Genomic DNA, 19081 nt, shown 5'->3' with positions numbered 1-19081 from the left:
GTGGGGGCTGGCCCCCACTCCGGCGCTACCCGACCGCGATATTGTCGATCAGGCGCACCCCGGCCAGCCAAGCCGCGGCAAGCAGGCGTGCCGGCACCTCGGGTCTCTCCAGCAGCCGCAAGTCTTCGCAGGCACGCAGGTCGAGATATTCCACCTTGGTGAACCCTGCCCGCTCCAGCCGCGCTACGGCCTGAGAGCGCAGGTCGGACGCACAGCCGCCCGCCAGCAATCCCTCGGCCATCTCCTCCATCGCGCGGTGCAACTCCGGCGCCCAGACGCGGGCGCGGTCCGACAGCAACAGGTTGCGCGAGGACATGGCGAGGCCATCCTCTTCGCGGATAGTGGGACATGGCACGACCGTCACGCCCAGGTCGAGATCCCGCGCCAGCCGCGTCACAACCTGCACCTGCTGGTAATCCTTTTCACCGAAATAGGCGCGGTCGGCCCGCGTCTGCGTGAAAAGCTTGGTCACCACCGTCGCCACCCCGTCGAAATGCCCGGGCCGCATCGCACCGCACAGCACGTCCGTCAGGCCCGCCACCGAGACGGTCGTGGCAAAGCCCGGCGGATACATCGTCTCGCCATCGGGCACATAGACCGCATCGACGGCGAGCGGCGCCAGCTTGCGCGCATCCTCGGTTTCGGTGCGGGGATAGTTCGCGAGGTCTTCGGCCGAGTTGAACTGCTTGGGATTGACGAAGATCGTCACGATCACCCGGTCGCAGCCCGCTTTGGCCGCGCGCACCAGGCTCAGGTGGCCGTCGTGCAGCGCGCCCATGGTCGGCACAACGCCGACGCTTTCGCCCGCGGCCTTCCAGCCCGCGACGGCGGCGCGCAAGTCGGGCAGGCTGCGGAGGATCGGCACGCTCACGGCTTCTTCTCCGGTGAGGCGTCGCCGAACACATGCTCGGGCGCCGGAAAGCGGCGGGCCTTCACCTCTTCGGCATAGGCGGCGATGGCGGCGCGGGCATCGTCGCCCAGGTGCGCGTAGCGTTTCACGAACTTCGCCTTGAAGGCGGTGAAGAGCCCCAGCATGTCGTCGACCACGAGGATCTGCCCGTCGCAGCCCGCCGAGGCGCCGATGCCGATGGTGGGGATGGCGACCTCTGCGGTGGTCCGGTCGGCGAGGCTTTGCGGCACCTTCTCCAGCACCACCGCAAAGGCCCCGGCCTTGGCCACCGCCTGCGCATCGGCCAGAAGGGCTGTGCCCGCGTCGCCGCGGCCCTGCACCTTGTAGCCGCCCAGCGTGTTGATCGACTGCGGCGTGAGGCCTACGTGCGCCATCACCGGGACGCCGCGCGCCACCAGAAAGGCGATGGTCGCGGCCATGCTCCCCCCGCCTTCAAGCTTGACCGCGCCGGCCCCGGTCTCGGCCATGATCCGGGCGGCATTGCGAAACGCTTGTTCGGGACTTTCCTCGTAGGACCCGAAGGGCATGTCGACAACCATCATCGACGCCTTGAGCCCGCGCGCCACGGCGCGGCCGTGCAGGATCATCATCTCCATCGTCACGCCCAGGGTCGAGGGCAGGCCGTGCAGCACCATGCCGACGGAATCCCCGACCAGCACGAAGTCGCAGACCCCGTCCATCGCCTGCGCCATGGGCGTCGTGTAGGCGGTCAGGGACACGATCGGCACGCCGCCCTTGCGGGCACGGATGTCCTCGGGCAGCGGGGCGGTCTTGCGGGCGGTTGCGCTCATGGCAAAGGCTCCATCACGGCGGGCATTGCCGCGCGTCTACCAAGACCGCCGCCGCATCGCCAGCGATTTACCGTGCCGACCGCTTGAAAGACCGCGCGTTTCCGCGGACACTCGCCCCAAAGATCGCGACAGGAGAGCCACATGCGCCGCCCCTTCCTTTCCCTTGCCGCCGCGGCGGCCCTCGTTGCCGGGCCTGCCGCCGCGCAGCAAAGCGACCTCACCATCGCCCTGCAGTTGGAGCCGCCGCATCTTGATCCGACTTCGGCGGCGGCGGGGGCCATCGACTCGGTGCTTTATGCCAATGTCTTCGAGGGGCTGACCCGGTTCGGCGCCGATGGCGGGATCCTGCCCGGGCTCGCGGAACGCTGGGAGGTGAGCGACGACGGGCTGACCTACACCTTCGATCTGCGCGACGGCGTGACCTTCCACGATGGCACGGCGATGAATGCCGAGGACGTGAAATTCACGCTCGACCGCGCCCGGGCCGAGGACAGCGCCAATGCGCAGAAGGCGCTGTTCGAGGATATCGCCGAGGTGACGGCGCCGGATCCGCAGACGGTTCGGATCACGCTTTCGCAGCCCAACGGCGCCCTGCCCTTCAACCTCGCCTGGGGCGATGCTGTGATCGTGGCGCCGGAAAGCATCGACGCTATCAAGCAGGCGCCGGTGGGGACCGGTCCGTTCCGGTTCGAGGAATGGGTGCAGGGCGACCGCATCGAGCTTGCGCGCTATGCCGACTACTGGGGCGAGGCCCCGGCGCTGGAGGCCGCGACCTTCAAGTTCATCTCGGACCCGACGGCGGCCTTTGCCGCGATGATGGCGCAGGACATCGACGCCTTCGCGGGCTATCCCGCGCCCGAGAACCTGCCGCAGTTCGAAGCAGATCCGCGCTTCCAGGTGCTCGTCGGCTCGACCGAGGGCGAGACGATCCTGGCGATGAACAACGGCCAGCCGCCCTTCGACAACGCGCTGGTGCGGGCCGCCGTGGCCCATGCGATCAACCGCCAGGACATCATCGATGGCGCGATGTTCGGCCTTGGCACCCCCATCGGCACGCATTTCGCGCCGCACAATCCCGATTACCTCGACCTCATGGACTTCTCGCCCTTCGATCCCGAGAAGGCGCGGGCCCTGCTGGCCGAGGCGGGGTTTGCCGACGGCTTCACCACGACGCTGAAACTTCCGCCGCCCTCTTACGCCCGGCGCGGCGGAGAGATCGTGGGGGCACAGCTGCGCGCGGTGGGGATCGAGACCGAGATCACCAACCTGGAATGGGCGCAATGGCTTGAGGAAGTGTTTCGCGGCAAGGACTTCGGCCTGACCATCGTCAGCCACACCGAACCCGCCGACATCAACATCTACGCCCGGCCGGATTACTACTTCCAGTACGACAACCCCGACTTCCAGGCGCTGATGAAAGAGCTGTCGGCCACCTCCGACATGGCGGCGCGGACCGAGCTGCTGCACCAGGCGCAACGTATGATCGCCGAGGATCACGTCAACGCCTACCTTTTCCAGTTGGCCTTTCCCACCGTCGCGGATGCGCGGCTACGCGGTCTGTGGGAGAACCAGCCGACCCAGGCCACCGACCTGACCGGCGTGAGCTGGGCCGAGTGAGCCCCGGCGCGACGCAGGAACGGCCATGAAGATCAGACCGACGACAAAGGCCGACACAGGGCCGATCAGTGCCATGCTGGGCGCCTTGCGGGATGCCGGCAAGCGCATCCGCCCCTGCGATCCGGACTTCGTTCGTGCGACTTATGTTTCGAACCCCGAACTTGTCGCGAGCCAAGTGGCCGAGGACGACACCGGGCGCATCCTGGGGCTTCAGGTCTTGCTGCTGCCAGGGCCGGACGACCCCTTCGACGTGCCCGAAGGCTATGGCAACATCGGCACGCATGTGGCCCCCGATGCGGCACGGCAGGGGATCGGACGGCGGCTTTTCGCGGCGACATTGCAGGCGGCGCGCGCGGCGGCTCTTCCGGCGCTCGACGCCAATATCGCCGCCGACAACGACGACGGGCTCACCTATTACGAGGCGATGGGGTTCCGCACCGACCGCACCGGCGAGGGCCGCATCGTCAAGCGGCTGATCCTGTCCTGATGCGGCGGCGGCGCGCCAAATGCTGAGATATACGCTCACCCGTCTTGCGTCGCTCGCGATCTCGCTCCTCGTCGCCTCGGCGGTAATCTTCCTGGTGGTTGAGGTGGCCCCGGGCGATCCGGCCGCCTACATGCTGGGCCTCAACGCGCAGCCCGACACGGTGGCGGCGCTGCGCGCGGAACTTGGCCTCGACGTGTCGCGACCGGAGCGATACCTGGACTGGCTGGGCGGTATGCTCACCGGCGATTTCGGCGTGTCCTACACCTACCGCACGCCGGTGGCGCAGATGATTGCCGACCGGCTCTGGGTGTCGCTGCCGCTGGCGCTTTATGCGCTGACGCTGTCGACCTGCATCGCCTTTCCGGCGGGCCTGCTGGCCGCGTCGCGCCGGGGCAAGGCGGCGGATATCGGCGTGACGGCGGCGACGCAGCTGGGCGTGGCGGTGCCGAATTTCTGGTTCGCCATGCTGCTGGTGCTGCTCTTCGCCATCAACCTCGGCTGGTTCAGCGCCGGCGGCTTTCCGGGCTGGGACGACCCTCTGGCCGCACTAAAGGCGTTGACGCTGCCCGCCATTGCGCTGGCCCTGCCGCAGGCGGCGATCCTGACACGGGTGATGCGCTCGTCCCTGCTGGACACGCTGGGCGAGGATTACATACGTACCGCCCGCGCCAAGGGGCTGAGCCGCGGCCAGGTGCTTTGGCGCCACGCGCTGCGCAACGCGCTCATTCCGGTGCTGACCATCATCGGGCTGCAATTCTCCTTCCTGCTGGCGGGGGCGATCATCATCGAGCAGGTGTTCTTCCTGCCGGGTCTCGGGCGGCTGATCTTCCAGGCGATCTCGCAGCGCGATCTCATTGTCGTCGAGTCGGTGGTGATGCTGCTGGTTTTTGCCGTGATCACCGTGAACTTTGCCGTCGACCTTGCCTATGCGGCGGCCGATCCAAGGCTTCGGACGCGCAGATGAGCCGGACGCTGATCCTCGGCCTCGCGCTCACCGCGCTTTTCGTTGGCGCGGCGCTCTTGTCCTTCGTCTGGACGCCTTACGATGTCGAGACAATGAGCATCGCCCAGCGCCTGCGCCCGCCCGACGCGGACCACCTGCTGGGCACCGATCACTTCGGCCGCGATATCCTGAGCATGATCATGGTCGGTGCGCGCACCTCGATCGCCGTGGCGCTGGTCGCCGTGGGCATCGGCATGGGGCTGGGCGTGCCGCTGGGGCTCTGGGCCGCGGCGCGGCGCAGCGGCTGGCTGGACGAGGCGATCATGCGGTTCAACGACCTGGTCTTCGCCTTCCCGAGCCTTGTCATCGCAATCCTGATCACCGCCGTCTTCGGTCCCAGCGCGGTCAACGCGATCATCGCCATCGGCATCTTCAACATCCCGGTCTTCGCCCGGCTTGCGCGGGGGGCGGCGCTGCCGCTCTGGACCCGGGATTTCATCCTCGCCGCGCGGGTGGCGGGGAAATCCGGGCTGCGCATCAGCGCCGAACACATCCTGCCCAATCTCGCCAACCTGCTGATCGTGCAGGGCACCATCCAGTTCAGCCTCGGCATTCTTGCCGAAGCGGGGCTGAGCTACGTGGGCCTCGGCGCGCAGCCGCCGGTGCCATCCTGGGGCCGGATGCTGGCGGATGCGCAGACGATGGTGGCGCTCGCGCCGCATGTGGCGGTGGTGCCGGGGCTGGCCATCGTCGGCATGGTGCTGGGGCTGAACCTGCTGGGCGACGGTCTGCGCGACCTGCTGGACCCGAAACTGCGGGTGCTGCGGACATGAGCCTTCTGGACATCCATGCCCTCGACGTGGCGATCCACGGTACGCCGGTCCTGAGCGATGTCTGCCTGAGCATCGGCGCCGGAGAGATCGTCGCGCTGACCGGCGAGTCGGGTTCGGGCAAGTCGATGACGGCGCTCGCGACCATGGGCCTCTTGCCCGATGGCGCAGAGGCGCGCGGCGCGGTCATGCTGGACGGCACGGACCTTCTGACCCTGCCCGAAGCGCAACTCTGCGCCCATCGCGGGCAGAGCATGGGCATGGTGTTCCAGGAGCCGATGACCGCGCTCAACCCGGTGCAGAGCATCGGCGCGCAGGTGGCCGAGACCATCCGCATCCATACCGGCGCGACTCGCGCCGAGGCCAAGACCCGCGCCGCCGAGGTGCTGACCCGGGTCGGCCTGCCGCCCGACCGGTTTCCCCTGTACAGCTATCCGCATGCCCTGTCGGGCGGGCAAAGGCAGCGCGTCGGCATCGCCATGGCCATCGCCCTGCGCCCGAAGCTGCTCATCGCGGACGAGCCCACCACCGCGCTCGACGTCACCACGCAGGCGCAGATCCTGGACCTGCTGCGCGGGCTGGTGCAGGATTTCGACATGGGCCTGATGATGATCACCCACGACCTTGCCGTCGTGTCGCGCTTTGCCGATCGCATCGCGGTGATGCAGCGCGGCCGGATCGTCGAGCAGGGTCCGACGACCGAGGTCTTCGCCCGCCGCCGCCATGCCTATACCCGCAGCCTCTTCGCCGCCTCGCGGCACCGCGCCGACCTTGGCCCCGCCCGGCCCGGCGCGCCCCTTCTGACCGTCGAGAACGTGCGCCGCGACTACGCGCTGCCCCGAACGCGGCTTTTCGCGCCGCGCCGGCATCACCGCGCGCTTGCGGACGTGAGCTTTGCCATCCGCCGCGGCGAACGGGTCGGGCTGGTGGGCGAGTCGGGCTCGGGCAAATCCACACTGACCCGCGCCATTTTGGGGCTGGAGCCGGTGCAGGCCGGGCGCATCACGCTGGACGGAGCGCCGGTGGGCCCGGAGACGACCCGCCGGATGCAGGTGGTGTTCCAGGACCCCTACGCCAGCTTCAACCCGCGCCACCGCGTCGCGCGGCTGGTGGCGGAGCCGTTCCACGCCCTCGCGAACGCGCCGCGCGGTGCTGACCGCTCCCGGGCGGTGGCCGAGGCGCTGACCTCGGTGGGGCTGGAGCCGGAGGCGGCCGAGCGTTATATCCACGCCTTCTCCGGCGGCCAGCGCCAGCGTATCGCCATCGCCCGCGCGCTGATCACCCGGCCGGAACTGGTGATCTTCGACGAGGCGGTTTCGGCGCTGGATGTGCGGGTGCGGGCGCAGATCCTCGACCTGATCGCGGGTCTCACCCGGCAACACGGGCTGACCTATCTTTTCATCAGCCATGACCTCAGCGTCGTGCGGTCGGTCACCGACCGGGTGCTGGTGCTCAAGGACGGCCGGATCGTCGAGGAAGGCCCGACCGCGCAGGTGCTGGAGACACCACGCCACCCCTACACGCAAGCCCTGATCGCGGCGGCCCCGCGCCTGCCCGACCTGCCAGACGGAGAAGCCGATGCCGCGTCCCCTGCCCCATGACCCCGCCAAAGCGCGCCGATCCACGGGGGCACAGCATGTCTAAGCCGCTGATCTTCGTTATCCTGCTCTGCGCCGCCGCCGTGGCTGCGGGTCTGTTCGGCGCGCTGCACAACCAGCTGAGCTATTCCGTGGGGCCGGACTATTTCCACGGGTTCAAGTTCGCCCAGTTCGGCATCAACCCGGACATGCACAACCGCCTTGGCGCGGCGCTGGTGGGGTGGCGCGCCAGCTGGTGGATGGGGCCGCTCGTGGGCCTTCCGGCCTTTGCGCTGGGGCTGGCGACACTGCGCAGCCCCAGCCGCTACCTCGCTGCCGGGATCGGCGCCATCGCAGCGGTGCTGGTGATCACGCTGTTCTGCGCCATGGCCGGGCTGGCGGTGGGCCTGACCCTCGGCGGCGCAGGCTTCGTCGCGGACATGCCGGTGCCCGAGGGCGTGGCGGACCGCACCGGCTTCGTCCGCGCCGGGCTGATGCACGACGCGAGTTACATCGGCGGGGCGATCGGGGCGCTGGTGGCGCTTTACCTCATGGTCGCGGCGCGCCGGGCCGAGAAAAAACACGGGAGAGAGACATGAGACTGGACGGCAAGACCGCCATCGTCACCGGCGCCGGATCGGGCTTCGGCGCGGGCATCGCGCGGCGCTTTCTGGCCGAAGGCGCGCGGGTCATGGTGGCGGATATCAACGAAAAGGCTGCCATGGCCGTGGCCGAGGAGTTCGGCGGTCTGGGGCACCGGGTCGACGTGGCCGACGGCGCATCCGTCTCGGCGATGATCGAGCGCGCGACCGAACTGATGGGCTCCATCGACATCCTCGTGAACAACGCCGGGGTGACGCATCTGCCGGCGTTCATGGAGGAGGTGACGGAAGCGGATTTCGACCGGGTCTTCGCGGTGAACTGCAAGTCGGTCTACCTTGCCGCGCGGGCGCTGGTGCCGCAGATGAAGGCGACGGGCGCGGGCACGATCCTCAACATCGCTTCCACCGCCGGGGTGTCGCCGCGGCCCCGGCTCAACTGGTACAATGCGTCCAAGGGCTGGATGAACACTGCGACCCGGGCCATGGCGGTGGAGCTTGCGCCGTTCGGCATACGCGTCAACGCGCTCAACCCGGTGGCGGGGGAAACGCCGCTGCTGAAAAGCTTCATGGGCGAGGACACGCCGGAAATGCGGGCGAAGTTTCTCTCGACGATTCCGCTGGGCCGGTTTTCGACGCCCGAAGATCTGGCCAACGCGGCGCTCTACCTCTGTTCGGACGAGGCCAGCATGATCACCGGCGTCTGCATGGAAGTGGACGGCGGCCGTTGCATCTGACGCCGCGCAGACGCCCGCACGGGCGAATAAGCGCCCCCATGTGAAAGGACGGCCATGCGACCCGGACAGCGCAACCTCATCACCGACATTGCCGGCCTGCGGGTCGGCAACGCCGACGACGCGGCGCTGAAATCCGGCGTCACGGTGCTGACCGCCGATGTGCCCTTCACCTGCTCTGTCGCGGTGATGGGCGGCGCGCCGGGCACGCGCGAGACCGACCTGTTGGCACCCGACAAGACCGTGCCGGGCGTCGATGCGCTGGTGCTCTCTGGCGGCAGCGCCTTCGGCCTTGCGGCGGCGGACGGGGTCATGGCCGGGTTACGCGCCGCCGGGCGCGGCTTTGCCGTAGGGCCGGTGCGGGTGCCGCTGGCGCCTGCGGCGATCCTCTTCGACCTGCTGAACGGCGGCGACAAGGGATGGTCGGAAAACCCCTACCCGGCGCTCGGGCGCGCAGCCTACGACGCGGTGGCCGAAAATTTCGGGCTGGGCAGCACCGGCGCCGGGTCCGGTGCGCAGACGGCGATGCACAAGGGCGGGCTGGGGTCCGCCTCCCTGGTCCTCGCCGATGGCAGCACCGTGGGTGCGCTGGTCGCAGTGAACCCGCTGGGCAGCGTCACCACGCCGTCGGGGCGCCATTTCTGGGCCGCGCCCTTCGAGATAGGGGATGAGTTCGGCGGGCTGGGGCCGGATCCGACGCCGGGTCTGCAAGACCTGCCCGCCAGTCGCAAAAGCGCCGCCATGGCCGCGCAGGGCAACACCACCATCGCCATCGTCGCCACCGATGCGACGCTCGACAAGGCCGGATGCCAACGGCTTGCCGTCGCCTCCCATGACGGCATGGCCCGCGCCATCGTGCCGTCGCACACGCCTTTCGATGGCGACCTGGTCTTTGCGGTGTCCACCGGGGCGCGTGCCGCCAGCGACCCCGGTGCCTTGGGTCACGCCACGAGTGTCTGTCTCAGCCGCGCCATCGCCCGGGCCGTGTGGGAGGCGACGCCGGCCCCGGGCGATCTGCTGCCGACGGTGCGCACGGAATTGCAACTGTAGCACGGCGAGGGGCGCTGCCCCTCGCGCTCCCCGGAGGTTCAGGGGCAAGATGAAGCTTGGGATCAGCGTAGTCTTGGGGGGCGGTCGGGATCGCTGCCGGGCGCTTTGGGCGTGTGCTCCGGGGTGGCGGGCGGTTCGGGCAGGTCGAAGCGCAAGCCGACGCGAGCAAGCTGCGCGGTGGTGGGATCGCTGTCCTTGAGGAACACCACGTCGAGCGCACCTGCGTCGATGCCGGAGAAGACCAGCGCCTCGTTGACGGCACGGGCGAGCGTCGGTTCTGCCCCCGGAACGGTGCCTGTCAGTCCAAGCAGGTGGCCGCGGGCACCGTCGTCATAGATCACCCCGGCGAGGTAGGCCTTGCGCGCGAGGCCGGCCGCAAGGCCCAGCCTTGCGTCGAGCGCCGTCAGCAGCGCCTCGGGCAGGCCGCGCGGCGGGTGGAATTCCTGCGGCCGCGCCGCGGCCTCGGCCGGCGTGGCGTCTAGCGTCGCGGCGAGCCAGTCCACGGCCTCGTCGCCCATCAGGAAGGACGAGGGGGCGACGTCGAGGTTGAGGCCGAGCCCCAGCCCCTGCCCCGCGATCATCCCCACCAGGGTCCGGCCGGGCAGCGCGGCGAAGGGGGCGGTGGATTGCGCGAAGGCCCCCAGCCGTTCCTCGCGGTCGAAAACCAGCACGAAGGTTGCGCCATCGGCTTCGAAAAGCCGCGGGCTGATCTTTTCGCCCTCCGGCTCTTCGGTCAGCAGCAGGTACAGTTCCGCCGTTGCGATGCGCTCGTAGAAGCGCAGACGCGCAGCATCGTCCTCGGGGGCGGCCTGCATGGCGGCATGGGCCGTGTCCAGCGGGGTTTCATCCATCGGTCATCACCTCGTCGATGCGTCGCCGCAGGTCGGGCAGCAGATCGGTCTCGAACCACGGGTTGCGTTTGAGCCAAGCGGTATTGCGCCAGGACGGATGCGGCAAGGGGATCGTGCCGGGCAGATGGTCGCGCCAGCCATGTACGGTGTCGGTCACGCCCGCGCGGGTGCCGAGGTGGTATTTCTGCGCGTAGCCGCCGATCACCACTTTCAGCGGCACGTCGCGCAGCGCCTGCATCACCTGGTCGTGCCAGGTCCGGCGGCAGATCGGCGGCGGCGGCAGGTCCGATCCCTTGGCGTCGTAGCCCGGAAAGCAGAACGCCATCGGCACGATGGCCACGCGGGAGGTGTCGTAGAAGACCTCACGAGACAGACCCAGCCAGTCGCGCAGGCGGTCGCCCGAGGGGTCGTCGAAGGGCCTGCCCGACTTGTGCACCCGCATTCCGGGCGCCTGTCCCGCGATCAGCAGCCGCGCGCCGGGCCGAAACCAGACCACGGGGCGCGGGCTGTGCGCGGTTGCGGTGGCGGCGAAGCGGTCGGCGCAGAGCGTGCAGGCAGAGATGGCGGTCGGCAGGTCGGTCATGAGGGGCAGGATAGTACGCGGCAGGCCGAAGGGCAGCAGGTCATTTCGAAGTTTTTCGAATTATGACTTGCGCGACCAAAACATTTCGATAATTCTAGAAACATGAAAATGGATTCGACAGACGACCTCGCCCTCGAACTGGCCGCCTCGGCCTTCGCCGCCCTGGGCTCGGAGCAGCGCCTTGGCGTGTTGCGGGTGCTGGTCAAGGCGGGACCTGACGGTCTGAGCATCGGCGACCTGGGCAACCGTGCCGGTGTGACCGGATCGACGCTGACCCACCACCTCAAGATCCTGTCGCAGGCGGGACTGGTGCGGCAGGCGCGGCAGGGGCGCAGCATCATCTGCGCCGCCGTCGCCTATGACGAGGTACGCAAGCTGTCGGATTTCCTGCTCAGGAACTGCTGTTCGGACTGCGGTCCGCTGGCCCCGGAGGATCACGACCATGGCTGACATCACCACTGCCCCGCAGCGGCGCGGACCGCGGATCGACAAGGCCTGGATTGCCACGCTGGCGATCCTGCTGCTGGTGGCGGTTCTCGACTGGCCGCAGTTCGTGCCGACGGTGATCTTTGCCGCCGGCGCGCTCTGGCACACCGCGCCGTTCATCGTCTTTGCCGTTCTTGCGGTGGCCTGGCTCAAGGCCAGCGGGGCCGAGACGCTGCTGGCACGCGCTTTCGAGGGGCGGCAGAGCCGGATGATTTTCCTCGCCGCCCTGCTGGGCGGGCTGTCGCCTTTCTGTTCCTGCGAGGTCATCCCCTTCATCGCGGCCCTTCTGGCCGTGGGCGCGCCGCTGTCGGCGGTGATGGCCTTCTGGCTCGCCTCGCCGCTGATGGACCCGGCGATGTTCCTGATCACCTCCGGTACCCTGGGCTGGGATTTCGCCGTGGCCAAGACTTTGGCGGCGGTGGGCATCGGGCTCGCGGGTGGGTTCGGCACGATGGTCTTTGCCCAAAGCCCGGTGTTCCGCGACCCGCTGCGGGAACAGCCGCAGGTCGGAGGCTGCTGCGGGGTGAAGAAGCCGTTCTCGGGCGCGCCGGTCTGGCAGTTCTGGCAGCACGCCGAACGGCGCGAGACCTTCCGTGACACGGGCCTCACCAACGGCCTCTTCCTGCTGAAATGGCTGACGCTGGCCTATGTGATCGAGGCGGTGATGATCTACTACATCCCCGCGGACGCGATTGCCGGTTTCCTCGGCGGTGACGGTGTCGGGACAATCCTGCTTGGCGCGCTGATCGGGGCGCCCGCCTACCTCAACGGCTATGCGGCGGTGCCGCTGGTCGACGCGCTGCTGGCGCAGGGCATGGCACAAGGCGCGGCGATGAGCTTCGTGATCGCGGGCGGGGTCAGCTGCATCCCGGCGGCGGTGGCGGTCTGGGCGCTGGTCAAGCCGCGCGTCTTCGTGGCCTACCTGGGCTACGCGGTGGTCGGCGCGGTGCTCGCGGGGCTCGCTTGGGGCGCAGTGGCTTAGGCCAGCGCCTCGGGCACGATCAGCCGCGTCTCGTAGGCGATCAGCCGCGCGATGCGCTGAAGGTGGTCGCGGCGAAAGGCGATGCAGCCCTCGGTCGGGAACCCCTTGCGGCGCTGCTGGTGCAGGAATATGGCCGAGCCCCGACCCTTGACGGCGTAGGGCCAGTTCCAGTCGGTCAGGATCACCAGGTCATAGAGCGGGTCGGCGCGGCGCAGCGCTTCGTGGCTGTGCGGATAGGGCGCGCGGACCATCTGATTGTAGTCGATGTCGCCCATGTCGTCGGACCACAGGTCGCCCGGCCGGATCGGCAACGCCCAATCGGTCGGGCGCGCCAACCGGTCGGGGCGATAGAGCATCCCCACGATGCGGTGCACGCCCGCGGGCGTCGCACCGTCGCCTTCGCGCTTGTGACGAGAGACGCCGCCGCGGCCGATGGTGCAGGGCCAGAACTGCCCGGCAAAGCGCAGGCCCCGGCGGGTCAGCACCATGTCGGCGGGGCTCATGCCGCCTGCTCCCGCTCTAGTGACTGCATGGCCTCCGCCGCGATCTCGAAAGACCGCAGCCTCGCCGCGTGATCGTGGATCTGGCCGGTCAGGATCATCTCGTCGGGCTGATAGGCATCGGCGATCTGCGCCAGTTGCCGGGCCACGGTCTCGGGCGCCCCGGCGGCGGAGATGCGCAGCGCCTCGTCCAGACCGGCCATGGCCGACGCCGGTACGACCTCTTCGATCCGGTCCACCGGGTGCGGCAGCTTGCCCGGGCGGCCCAGCCGCAGATTGTAGAACGCCTGCTGCATCGTGGTCCTGAGCCGGAGCCCTTCGGCATCGGTGTCGGCGGCAAAGACATTCGCGGCAATCATCACATATGGCCTCTCCAGCCGGCCCGACGGCTGGAAGCGCTGGCGATAAACCGCGATGGCCTGCTCCAGCGCCGCGGGGGCGAAATGCGAGGCAAAGGCGTAGGGCAGCCCGAAATGCGCCGCCACCTGCGCGCCGTAGAGCGACGAGCCGAGGATCCAGACCGGCACCTGCGTGCCCTGACCCGGATGCGCCGCGACAGGGGCGTCAGGGGTCTCGGGGCCGAAATAGCCCAGCAACTCGGCCACATCCTCGGGGAAGCGGTCGCCGGCATCCTGCCGCAGGCGCAGCGCGCGCATCACCGCCATGTCGCCGCCGGGCGCCCGACCCAGGCCCAGATCGATTCGGTCCGGGTAGAGCGTGGCCAGCGTGCCGAACTGTTCTGCCACCGCCAGCGGCGCATGGTTTGGCAGCATGATACCGCCGGCGCCGATGCGCATCGCTCGGGTAAGGCCCGCCACATGGCCGATCAGCACCGAGGTGGCGGCGCTGGCGATGCCCGGCATGTTGTGATGCTCGGCCAGCCAATAGCGGTGATAGCCCCAGCCTTCGGCCTTTTGCGCAAGCTCTCCGGTGTTGCGCAGCGCCTGCGCGGTGTCGCTGCCTTCGGGGACGGGCGCGAGATCGAGAAGCGAATATTTCATCTGCCAAATCCTTTCCGTTCCTAGCTAAGCACCCTGCCCCGGGCCGCAAGTCCCCTTGGGGCGGTCCGTCGTTTAAAGCCCTGTCGCCGGAGGGAGATCTGCACGGTTTCTTAAGACACCGCGCGTACACCACGGGGCGCACCGACCGAAGAGCCCCCGAAGGAGATTTCGTGCCCAAGGACCTCACCTTTCACGCCCTCGCGGCCACGCGCCCGCTGTCCGGGCCGGACCCGCTGATGGCGTTTCTCAAGGACGCCCGGTCTACTGCCGTGACGTTGTCGGCGCGCGACGTGCAGCGTCTCGAATCCTACCGGCTGCAGATCCTGCTGGCGGCACAGAAGCAGTGGCAGGCGGACGACCGGCCGTTCCGCGTCACCGATATCTCTCCGGGCTTCGCCGCCGGTCTGGAACGTCTCGGACTGCCCGCGCACCAGTTCGACCCGCTCCACCCCGATACCGCCCCTTGCGCAAAGGACACGCCCCAATGACCACCAAGGTACTGGCCATCGACGATTCCCGCACCATCCGGAACCTTCTGCGCATGTCCCTGGAGAATGCCGGCTTCGAATTCCACACGGCAGTGGACGGTGTCGACGGCGTCGCGCGCTTTGCCGAGGTGCAGCCGGACGTGGTGATCACCGACATCAACATGCCCAACATGGACGGATATGGCGTGATCGAGACGCTGCGCAGCGGGCCGCGCAAGACCTCTGTCCCGATCCTGGTGCTGACCACCGAAAGCTCCGACGACCTCAAGACGCGGGCCCGCGACGCCGGCGCCACCGGCTGGATCGTGAAACCCTTCGACGACGCGTCGCTGGTGTCGGTGCTCCGCCGCCTGACCGGGAACGCGGCCTGAGATGTCGGGCGCACCCTCCATCCGCGACATGTTCTTCGAGGAATGCGAAGAGCTTCTCGAAGCACTGGTCGAAGGGCTTGCCGGTCTCGAAGCGTCGGGGCCCGACGCCGCCGAGAGTTTGGATACGGTCAACGCCGTGTTCCGCGCGGTTCATTCGATCAAGGGCGGCGCCGGGGCCTTCGGGCTGGATGCGCTTGTGGATTTCGCCCATACCTTCGAGACCGTGCTCGACAAGGTGCGGTCCGGATCGCTGACCGCCGATGCAGATCTCATGCGGCTGTTTCACCGTTCGGGCGATCAGCTGGCCAACCTGGTCGAAGCGGCGCGCGACGACGTCCCGGCCAATGCCGAAGCGGCAGGCGCGGTCCTGTCGGAATTGCAGAAATACCTCGGCGACGAGGATGCAGAAGAAGACTTCGTCTTCGAGGCCATGGGCTTGGACCTTGGTGAATCGGCGTCCGTCCTTACGCCCGATACATTCGAGATTTCCTTCGTCCCGAAGCGCGCGCTTTACGAAAACGGCCACGAGCCGCTTTTGCTCTTCGACGCGCTGGCAGAACTGGGCACGCTGGAGGTAACGGCCGACACGACAGGCATTCCCGCGTTCGACGGGTTCGATCCCACCGACGCCTATCTGGGCTGGACCTTGCGGCTTACCACGACGGAAAGCGAAACGCTGTTGCACGAAATCTTCGAATTCGTCGAAGCGCTATGCACGCTCGACATCACCAAGAGCAGCGCGGCGGCGCCAGCGCCAGAGCCGCCCGGCCTGATCGACCTTCCTGACCTTGGCGGACTTCCTGACCTGACCGAACTGCCCGACACCTCTGCACTGCCTGACCCTGACCCGATCGCCGCAGAGGCGCCGGCCGCCTCTGCCGGGAAGACCCATGAAAAGGAGGTGCGCGGTCCGAAACCCACGCTGCGCGTCGATCTCGACCGGGTCGACCGGCTGATCAACACCGTGGGAGAGCTGATCATCAACCAGGCGATGATTTCGCAGCGGATCGAAGAGCTCGACCTGCCGTCTGTCGCCCACGTGACCAATGAACTCGAAGCCTACAAGCTTTTGGCCCGTGACATCCAGGAAGGCGTCATGGCGATCCGCGCGCAACCGGTGAAACCACTGTTCCAACGCATGTCGCGGATCGTGCGCGAAGCCTCGGATGCCACCGGAAAGACCGCGCGCATCGTGACGCAGGGCGACTCCACCGAGGTCGACAAGACGGTGATCGAACGGCTGGCCGATCCGATGACCCACATGGTGCGCAACGCCGTGGATCACGGCCTGGAAGCGCCCGACGCGCGAATCGCCGCCGGCAAAGACCCCTGTGGCACCATCAGGCTGTCGGCGGCGCACCGCTCGGGCAGCGTCTTCATCGAGATCTCCGACGACGGCGCCGGGCTCAACCGCGAAAGGATCCTCGCAACGGCGATCGCCAAGAATCTGGTCCCGGCCGATGCGGAACTCACCGAGTCCGAGATCGACAACCTGCTGTTCCTGCCGGGCTTTTCGACGGCAAACGCGGTGTCGAACCTTTCGGGGCGCGGGGTCGGCATGGATGTAGTCAAGAACGCCGTGCAGGCGCTTGGCGGTCGCGTGTCGATCAGTTCACAGACGGGAAAAGGGTCGACCTTCTCCATCGTCCTGCCCCTGACGCTGGCGGTGCTCGACGGCTTCGTCATCTCGGTGGCGGATCAGACCATGGTCATCCCCATCGCCTCGATCCTCGAAACGGTGCGTCCGCAGGCGCGCGACCTGCACCGGATCGGCATCGACGATCAGGTCATCTCGATCCGTGGCAACTACGTGCCGGTGGTGGATGTCGCCGCCAACCTCGGGATTCGGCGTTCCGGCCCGGCCCCCTGCGGCATCCTTCTTCTGGTGGCCACCGATCCGCGTGGGATGAGCGCCCTGCGCGTCGATGCGATCCACGACCAGCGCCAGGTCGTGATCAAGAGCCTGGAAAGTAATTACGGCCGCATTCCGGGCGTTTCTGCGGCGACGATCCTCGGCGACGGCAAGATCGCCCTGATCCTCGACCCCGAGGAACTCGTGAACCTCAACATGGGCGCGCAGCCCAGCGCCGGACTGCCGCCCCCCGTGCAAAAGGAGCTTCGTCATGTCGACGGCACTTGACCCGACCGAAACGGAGGACACGCCGCCCTCCGCGATCTTCGAATTCGTGACTTTTTCCGCCGGCGGACAAAGCTACTGCCTCGAGATCACGCAGATCCGTGAAATCCGGCGCTGGACCACGGTGACCGCCTTGCCCCACACACCCGACGATGTGCTTGGCGTGATGAACCTGCGCGGCGCAGTCATTCCGATCTTCGACCTCGCCGCGCGCTTCGGGCTTGGCCAGACACCCACGAACGAACGCAACGTCGTCATCGTCGCGGCGGCAGAGGGCAATACCATCGGCCTTCTGGTGGAATCCGTCTCCGAGATCCTGTCGGTCGATACAGCCGAGATCCAGCCCACCCCCGACATCAAGTCCGAGGCGACGCGCAGCAGCATTCAGGGCGTGATCTCTTCCGGAGAGACGATGATCCGGGTCATCAACCTGACGGCCGTTCTCGACCAGCCCGCCGGAGTCGCCGCATGACGCTTGCCCCTCCGCCCTCTCCGCCCTCTCCGCCCGCGCAGGAGTTTTCCTTCGAAGATGGCGATTTCCGGCGCATCGCGGCCCTGGCTTTGGCAGAGTTCGGGCTCAGCCTGTCGGAGGCCAAGAAGCCGCTGGTCTATTCCCGCCTGGCACGGCGGCTCCGAAGCCGCGGCATCGCCTCCTTCGGGGCCTATATCGACATGCTCGAGGCCGGTTCGGACGAGGCTGAAAAGGTGCAACTGCTCTCGGCGCTCACCACCAATGTGACGCAATTCTTCCGCGAGGCGCATCACTTCGACCTGTTGCGGCAAGAGCTTCTGCCCGACCTGTTGGAACGTGCCCGGCAGGGAGGCCGCGTGCGTCTCTGGTCCGCCGGCTGCTCGACCGGACAAGAGCCGTATTCCCTTGCAATGACCCTGCTCGACCTGGAACCGAAGGCGGCCGCGTTCGATATCAAGATCCTCGCAACAGACATCGATCCGGCGGTCATGGAAAGGGCGCGGGCGGGCCAATACCGCAGCGACGAATTGACGGGCCTGACGCCGGATCATCTCCGGCGCTGGACCCGTCCCGTGCCGCCCGACGCCGCCGAGATCGGACCGGGTCCACGGTCCCTGGTGACCTTCAACACCCTCAACCTGATCGGTCCCTGGCCCGTGCGCGGCCCCTTCGACATCATCCTTTGCCGCAACGTGGCGATCTATTTCGACAAGCCGACGCAGGCGCGCCTCTGGTCCGGGTTCGAAGCGGTTCTCGCCACGGGGGGCGCCTTGCTGATCGGACATTCTGAGCGCCTGCCGGACACGATGCTCGGCCGGTTTTCCACCATTGGCGTGACCGCATATCGCCACACCGGCACCACGGCCAAAGCACCACTTCGGGAGGGCGCGCTATGAGTTTGAAGGATCAGCTCCGGGTCATGGTCGTCGACGACATGGCTACCAGCCGCGGGCTTATCACCCAGGCCCTGGACGACATCGGCCTGCGCAACTACGCCACCGAAAACGACGGCCGCGCCGCCTATCAACGGATTGCCGGCCAGCCCGTGCACCTCGTCCTGTCGGATTACAACATGCCAGGTCTCGACGGGTTGGGTCTGCTCAAAGCGCTGCGCCAGACCCCGGCAACGCAGAAAATCGGCTTCATCCTCGTAACCGGCAAACCGACACCGGAGCTGGTCGCGCAGGCAAAGACCCTGGGCCTCAACAACATGATCAAGAAACCCTTCACCTCGGACGCCATGCGCAAATGCATCGAAAGCGTGGTGGGCCGGCTGTGAGCGATGAGGTTCCTTTCGTCGCGCTGAGTTCGCGCAGCATCGCGGAGCGGACGAGCGCCGAACTCCACCTTCTGGCCGCCCATGTGCAAAAGGTGGAGCGGGCGATAGTCGAACTGCTTCAGCGCGAGGACCTCGCCCTGCGCAGTGCCACGATAAAGGAATTGCAGAAACTGGACACGATCAGCCAGTCATTATCCGCCCTGACCGCGTATCTGGACAGCGCCGCACCCGGCATGTGGGCCGAAGATGCGGTGGATACCCGCTTGCCTCTGTCCCGGGTTCCCCTGCGCGCCCTGGCCGAACGGCTCGCCGGCGGGTGCGGGGAACGTGCGGCGAAAGACATGCCCGAAACCGGCGTCTGTACCGTTTTCTGACGGCCGAACTGCGCCAAAA

At 67.8% G+C, this 19081-nt stretch carries 23 protein-coding genes; 17 read left to right on the top strand and 6 right to left on the bottom strand.

What is annotated here, in order from left to right:
• Positions 1 to 25 precede the first annotated feature (25 nt).
• Both panC and panB read right to left on the bottom strand, forming a co-directional pair.
• Positions 26 to 871: a pantoate--beta-alanine ligase gene (gene panC / locus DU478_RS11280; RefSeq protein WP_114511072.1), complete on the bottom strand. Its 846-nt coding sequence runs from the start codon at positions 869 to 871 to the stop codon at positions 26 to 28.
• On the bottom strand, positions 868 to 1701 hold the full coding sequence (panB, locus tag DU478_RS11275; RefSeq protein WP_114511071.1) for a 3-methyl-2-oxobutanoate hydroxymethyltransferase: 834 nt from the start codon (positions 1699 to 1701) through the stop codon (positions 868 to 870). The genes panC and panB overlap by 4 nt, the downstream gene beginning before the upstream one ends.
• A gap of 141 nt (positions 1702 to 1842) precedes the next feature.
• Between panB and DU478_RS11270 the strand changes: the two genes are divergently transcribed.
• The 8 genes from DU478_RS11270 to DU478_RS11235 are packed head-to-tail and all read left to right on the top strand — an operon-like array spanning position 1843 to position 9538.
• A complete protein-coding gene (locus DU478_RS11270; protein WP_114511070.1) occupies positions 1843 to 3318 on the top strand; it encodes an ABC transporter substrate-binding protein in 1476 nt (491 codons plus the stop codon).
• A gap of 25 nt (positions 3319 to 3343) precedes the next feature.
• Complete coding sequence (locus tag DU478_RS11265; protein ID WP_114511069.1) at positions 3344 to 3805, top strand: GNAT family N-acetyltransferase; 462 nt, start codon at positions 3344 to 3346, stop codon at positions 3803 to 3805.
• A 19-nt stretch (positions 3806 to 3824) separates the two neighbouring features.
• Positions 3825 to 4769 (top strand): ABC transporter permease, encoded by a 945-nt coding sequence (locus DU478_RS11260; protein WP_114511068.1) that lies wholly within the window; start codon positions 3825 to 3827, stop codon positions 4767 to 4769.
• On the top strand, positions 4766 to 5581 hold the full coding sequence (locus DU478_RS11255; protein ID WP_114511067.1) for an ABC transporter permease: 816 nt from the start codon (positions 4766 to 4768) through the stop codon (positions 5579 to 5581). The genes DU478_RS11260 and DU478_RS11255 overlap by 4 nt, the downstream gene beginning before the upstream one ends.
• Positions 5578 to 7179, top strand: a complete 1602-nt coding sequence (locus DU478_RS11250; protein ID WP_114511066.1) for an ABC transporter ATP-binding protein — start codon at positions 5578 to 5580, stop codon at positions 7177 to 7179. The genes DU478_RS11255 and DU478_RS11250 overlap by 4 nt, the downstream gene beginning before the upstream one ends.
• A 35-nt stretch (positions 7180 to 7214) precedes the next feature.
• On the top strand, positions 7215 to 7754 hold the full coding sequence (locus DU478_RS11245; protein WP_114511065.1) for a hypothetical protein: 540 nt from the start codon (positions 7215 to 7217) through the stop codon (positions 7752 to 7754).
• The gene (locus DU478_RS11240) at positions 7751 to 8491 is read left to right on the top strand and encodes an SDR family oxidoreductase (RefSeq protein WP_114511064.1); all 741 of its coding nucleotides are present in this window, start codon (positions 7751 to 7753) and stop codon (positions 8489 to 8491) included. The genes DU478_RS11245 and DU478_RS11240 overlap by 4 nt, the downstream gene beginning before the upstream one ends.
• A 54-nt stretch (positions 8492 to 8545) precedes the next feature.
• Positions 8546 to 9538, top strand: coding sequence for a P1 family peptidase (locus DU478_RS11235; protein ID WP_114511063.1), 993 nt, complete (start codon positions 8546 to 8548; stop codon positions 9536 to 9538).
• A 62-nt stretch (positions 9539 to 9600) separates the two neighbouring features.
• Here the strand turns inward: DU478_RS11235 and DU478_RS11230 are convergent, their stop codons facing one another.
• Complete coding sequence (locus DU478_RS11230; protein ID WP_114511062.1) at positions 9601 to 10389, bottom strand: SseB family protein; 789 nt, start codon at positions 10387 to 10389, stop codon at positions 9601 to 9603.
• Positions 10382 to 10972, bottom strand: a complete 591-nt coding sequence (locus tag DU478_RS11225) for a uracil-DNA glycosylase family protein (protein ID WP_114511061.1) — start codon at positions 10970 to 10972, stop codon at positions 10382 to 10384. Before DU478_RS11225 ends, DU478_RS11230 begins: the two co-directional genes overlap by 8 nt.
• Before the next feature lie 102 nt (positions 10973 to 11074).
• On the opposite strand from DU478_RS11225, the gene DU478_RS11220 reads away from it, so the two are divergent.
• Together DU478_RS11220 and DU478_RS11215 are read left to right on the top strand one after the other, a co-directional pair.
• Positions 11075 to 11422, top strand: a complete 348-nt coding sequence (locus DU478_RS11220) for an ArsR/SmtB family transcription factor (RefSeq protein ID WP_114511060.1) — start codon at positions 11075 to 11077, stop codon at positions 11420 to 11422.
• Positions 11415 to 12440, top strand: a complete 1026-nt coding sequence (locus tag DU478_RS11215) for a permease (RefSeq protein WP_114511059.1) — start codon at positions 11415 to 11417, stop codon at positions 12438 to 12440. Before DU478_RS11220 ends, DU478_RS11215 begins: the two co-directional genes overlap by 8 nt.
• Here the strand turns inward: DU478_RS11215 and DU478_RS11210 are convergent.
• Together DU478_RS11210 and DU478_RS11205 are read right to left on the bottom strand one after the other, a co-directional pair.
• On the bottom strand, positions 12437 to 12943 hold the full coding sequence (locus tag DU478_RS11210; protein WP_114511058.1) for a L,D-transpeptidase family protein: 507 nt from the start codon (positions 12941 to 12943) through the stop codon (positions 12437 to 12439). The genes DU478_RS11215 and DU478_RS11210 overlap by 4 nt on opposite strands.
• Positions 12940 to 13941, bottom strand: coding sequence for an LLM class flavin-dependent oxidoreductase (locus DU478_RS11205; RefSeq protein WP_114511057.1), 1002 nt, complete (start codon positions 13939 to 13941; stop codon positions 12940 to 12942). The genes DU478_RS11210 and DU478_RS11205 overlap by 4 nt, the downstream gene beginning before the upstream one ends.
• 170 nt (positions 13942 to 14111) lie before the next feature.
• On the opposite strand from DU478_RS11205, the gene DU478_RS11200 reads away from it, so the two are divergent.
• The 7 genes from DU478_RS11200 to DU478_RS11170 are packed head-to-tail and all read left to right on the top strand — an operon-like array spanning position 14112 to position 19062.
• Positions 14112 to 14429 carry an STAS domain-containing protein gene (locus DU478_RS11200; RefSeq protein ID WP_233501204.1) on the top strand — a complete coding sequence of 106 codons (318 nt, stop codon included), beginning with the start codon at positions 14112 to 14114 and terminating at the stop codon, positions 14427 to 14429.
• Positions 14426 to 14800 (top strand): response regulator, encoded by a 375-nt coding sequence (locus DU478_RS11195; protein ID WP_114511056.1) that lies wholly within the window; start codon positions 14426 to 14428, stop codon positions 14798 to 14800. The genes DU478_RS11200 and DU478_RS11195 overlap by 4 nt, the downstream gene beginning before the upstream one ends.
• A 1-nt stretch (position 14801) precedes the next feature.
• Positions 14802 to 16940: a chemotaxis protein CheA gene (locus DU478_RS11190; protein ID WP_114511055.1), complete on the top strand. Its 2139-nt coding sequence runs from the start codon at positions 14802 to 14804 to the stop codon at positions 16938 to 16940.
• A complete protein-coding gene (locus DU478_RS11185; protein ID WP_114511054.1) occupies positions 16924 to 17409 on the top strand; it encodes a chemotaxis protein CheW in 486 nt (161 codons plus the stop codon). The genes DU478_RS11190 and DU478_RS11185 overlap by 17 nt, the downstream gene beginning before the upstream one ends.
• Complete coding sequence (locus DU478_RS11180) at positions 17406 to 18305, top strand: CheR family methyltransferase (protein ID WP_114511053.1); 900 nt, start codon at positions 17406 to 17408, stop codon at positions 18303 to 18305. The genes DU478_RS11185 and DU478_RS11180 overlap by 4 nt, the downstream gene beginning before the upstream one ends.
• Complete coding sequence (locus DU478_RS11175; RefSeq protein WP_114511052.1) at positions 18302 to 18688, top strand: response regulator; 387 nt, start codon at positions 18302 to 18304, stop codon at positions 18686 to 18688. Before DU478_RS11180 ends, DU478_RS11175 begins: the two co-directional genes overlap by 4 nt.
• Positions 18685 to 19062 carry a hypothetical protein gene (locus DU478_RS11170; protein ID WP_114511051.1) on the top strand — a complete coding sequence of 126 codons (378 nt, stop codon included), beginning with the start codon at positions 18685 to 18687 and terminating at the stop codon, positions 19060 to 19062. Before DU478_RS11175 ends, DU478_RS11170 begins: the two co-directional genes overlap by 4 nt.
• The last annotated feature ends 19 nt before the right edge of the window (positions 19063 to 19081 follow it).

The organism is Thalassococcus profundi, assembly GCF_003344785.1.
GTDB lineage: Bacteria > Pseudomonadota > Alphaproteobacteria > Rhodobacterales > Rhodobacteraceae > Puniceibacterium > Puniceibacterium profundi.
The sequence above is the reverse complement of the archived record's forward strand: the minus strand, read 5'-3'. Positions and strand labels throughout refer to the sequence as shown.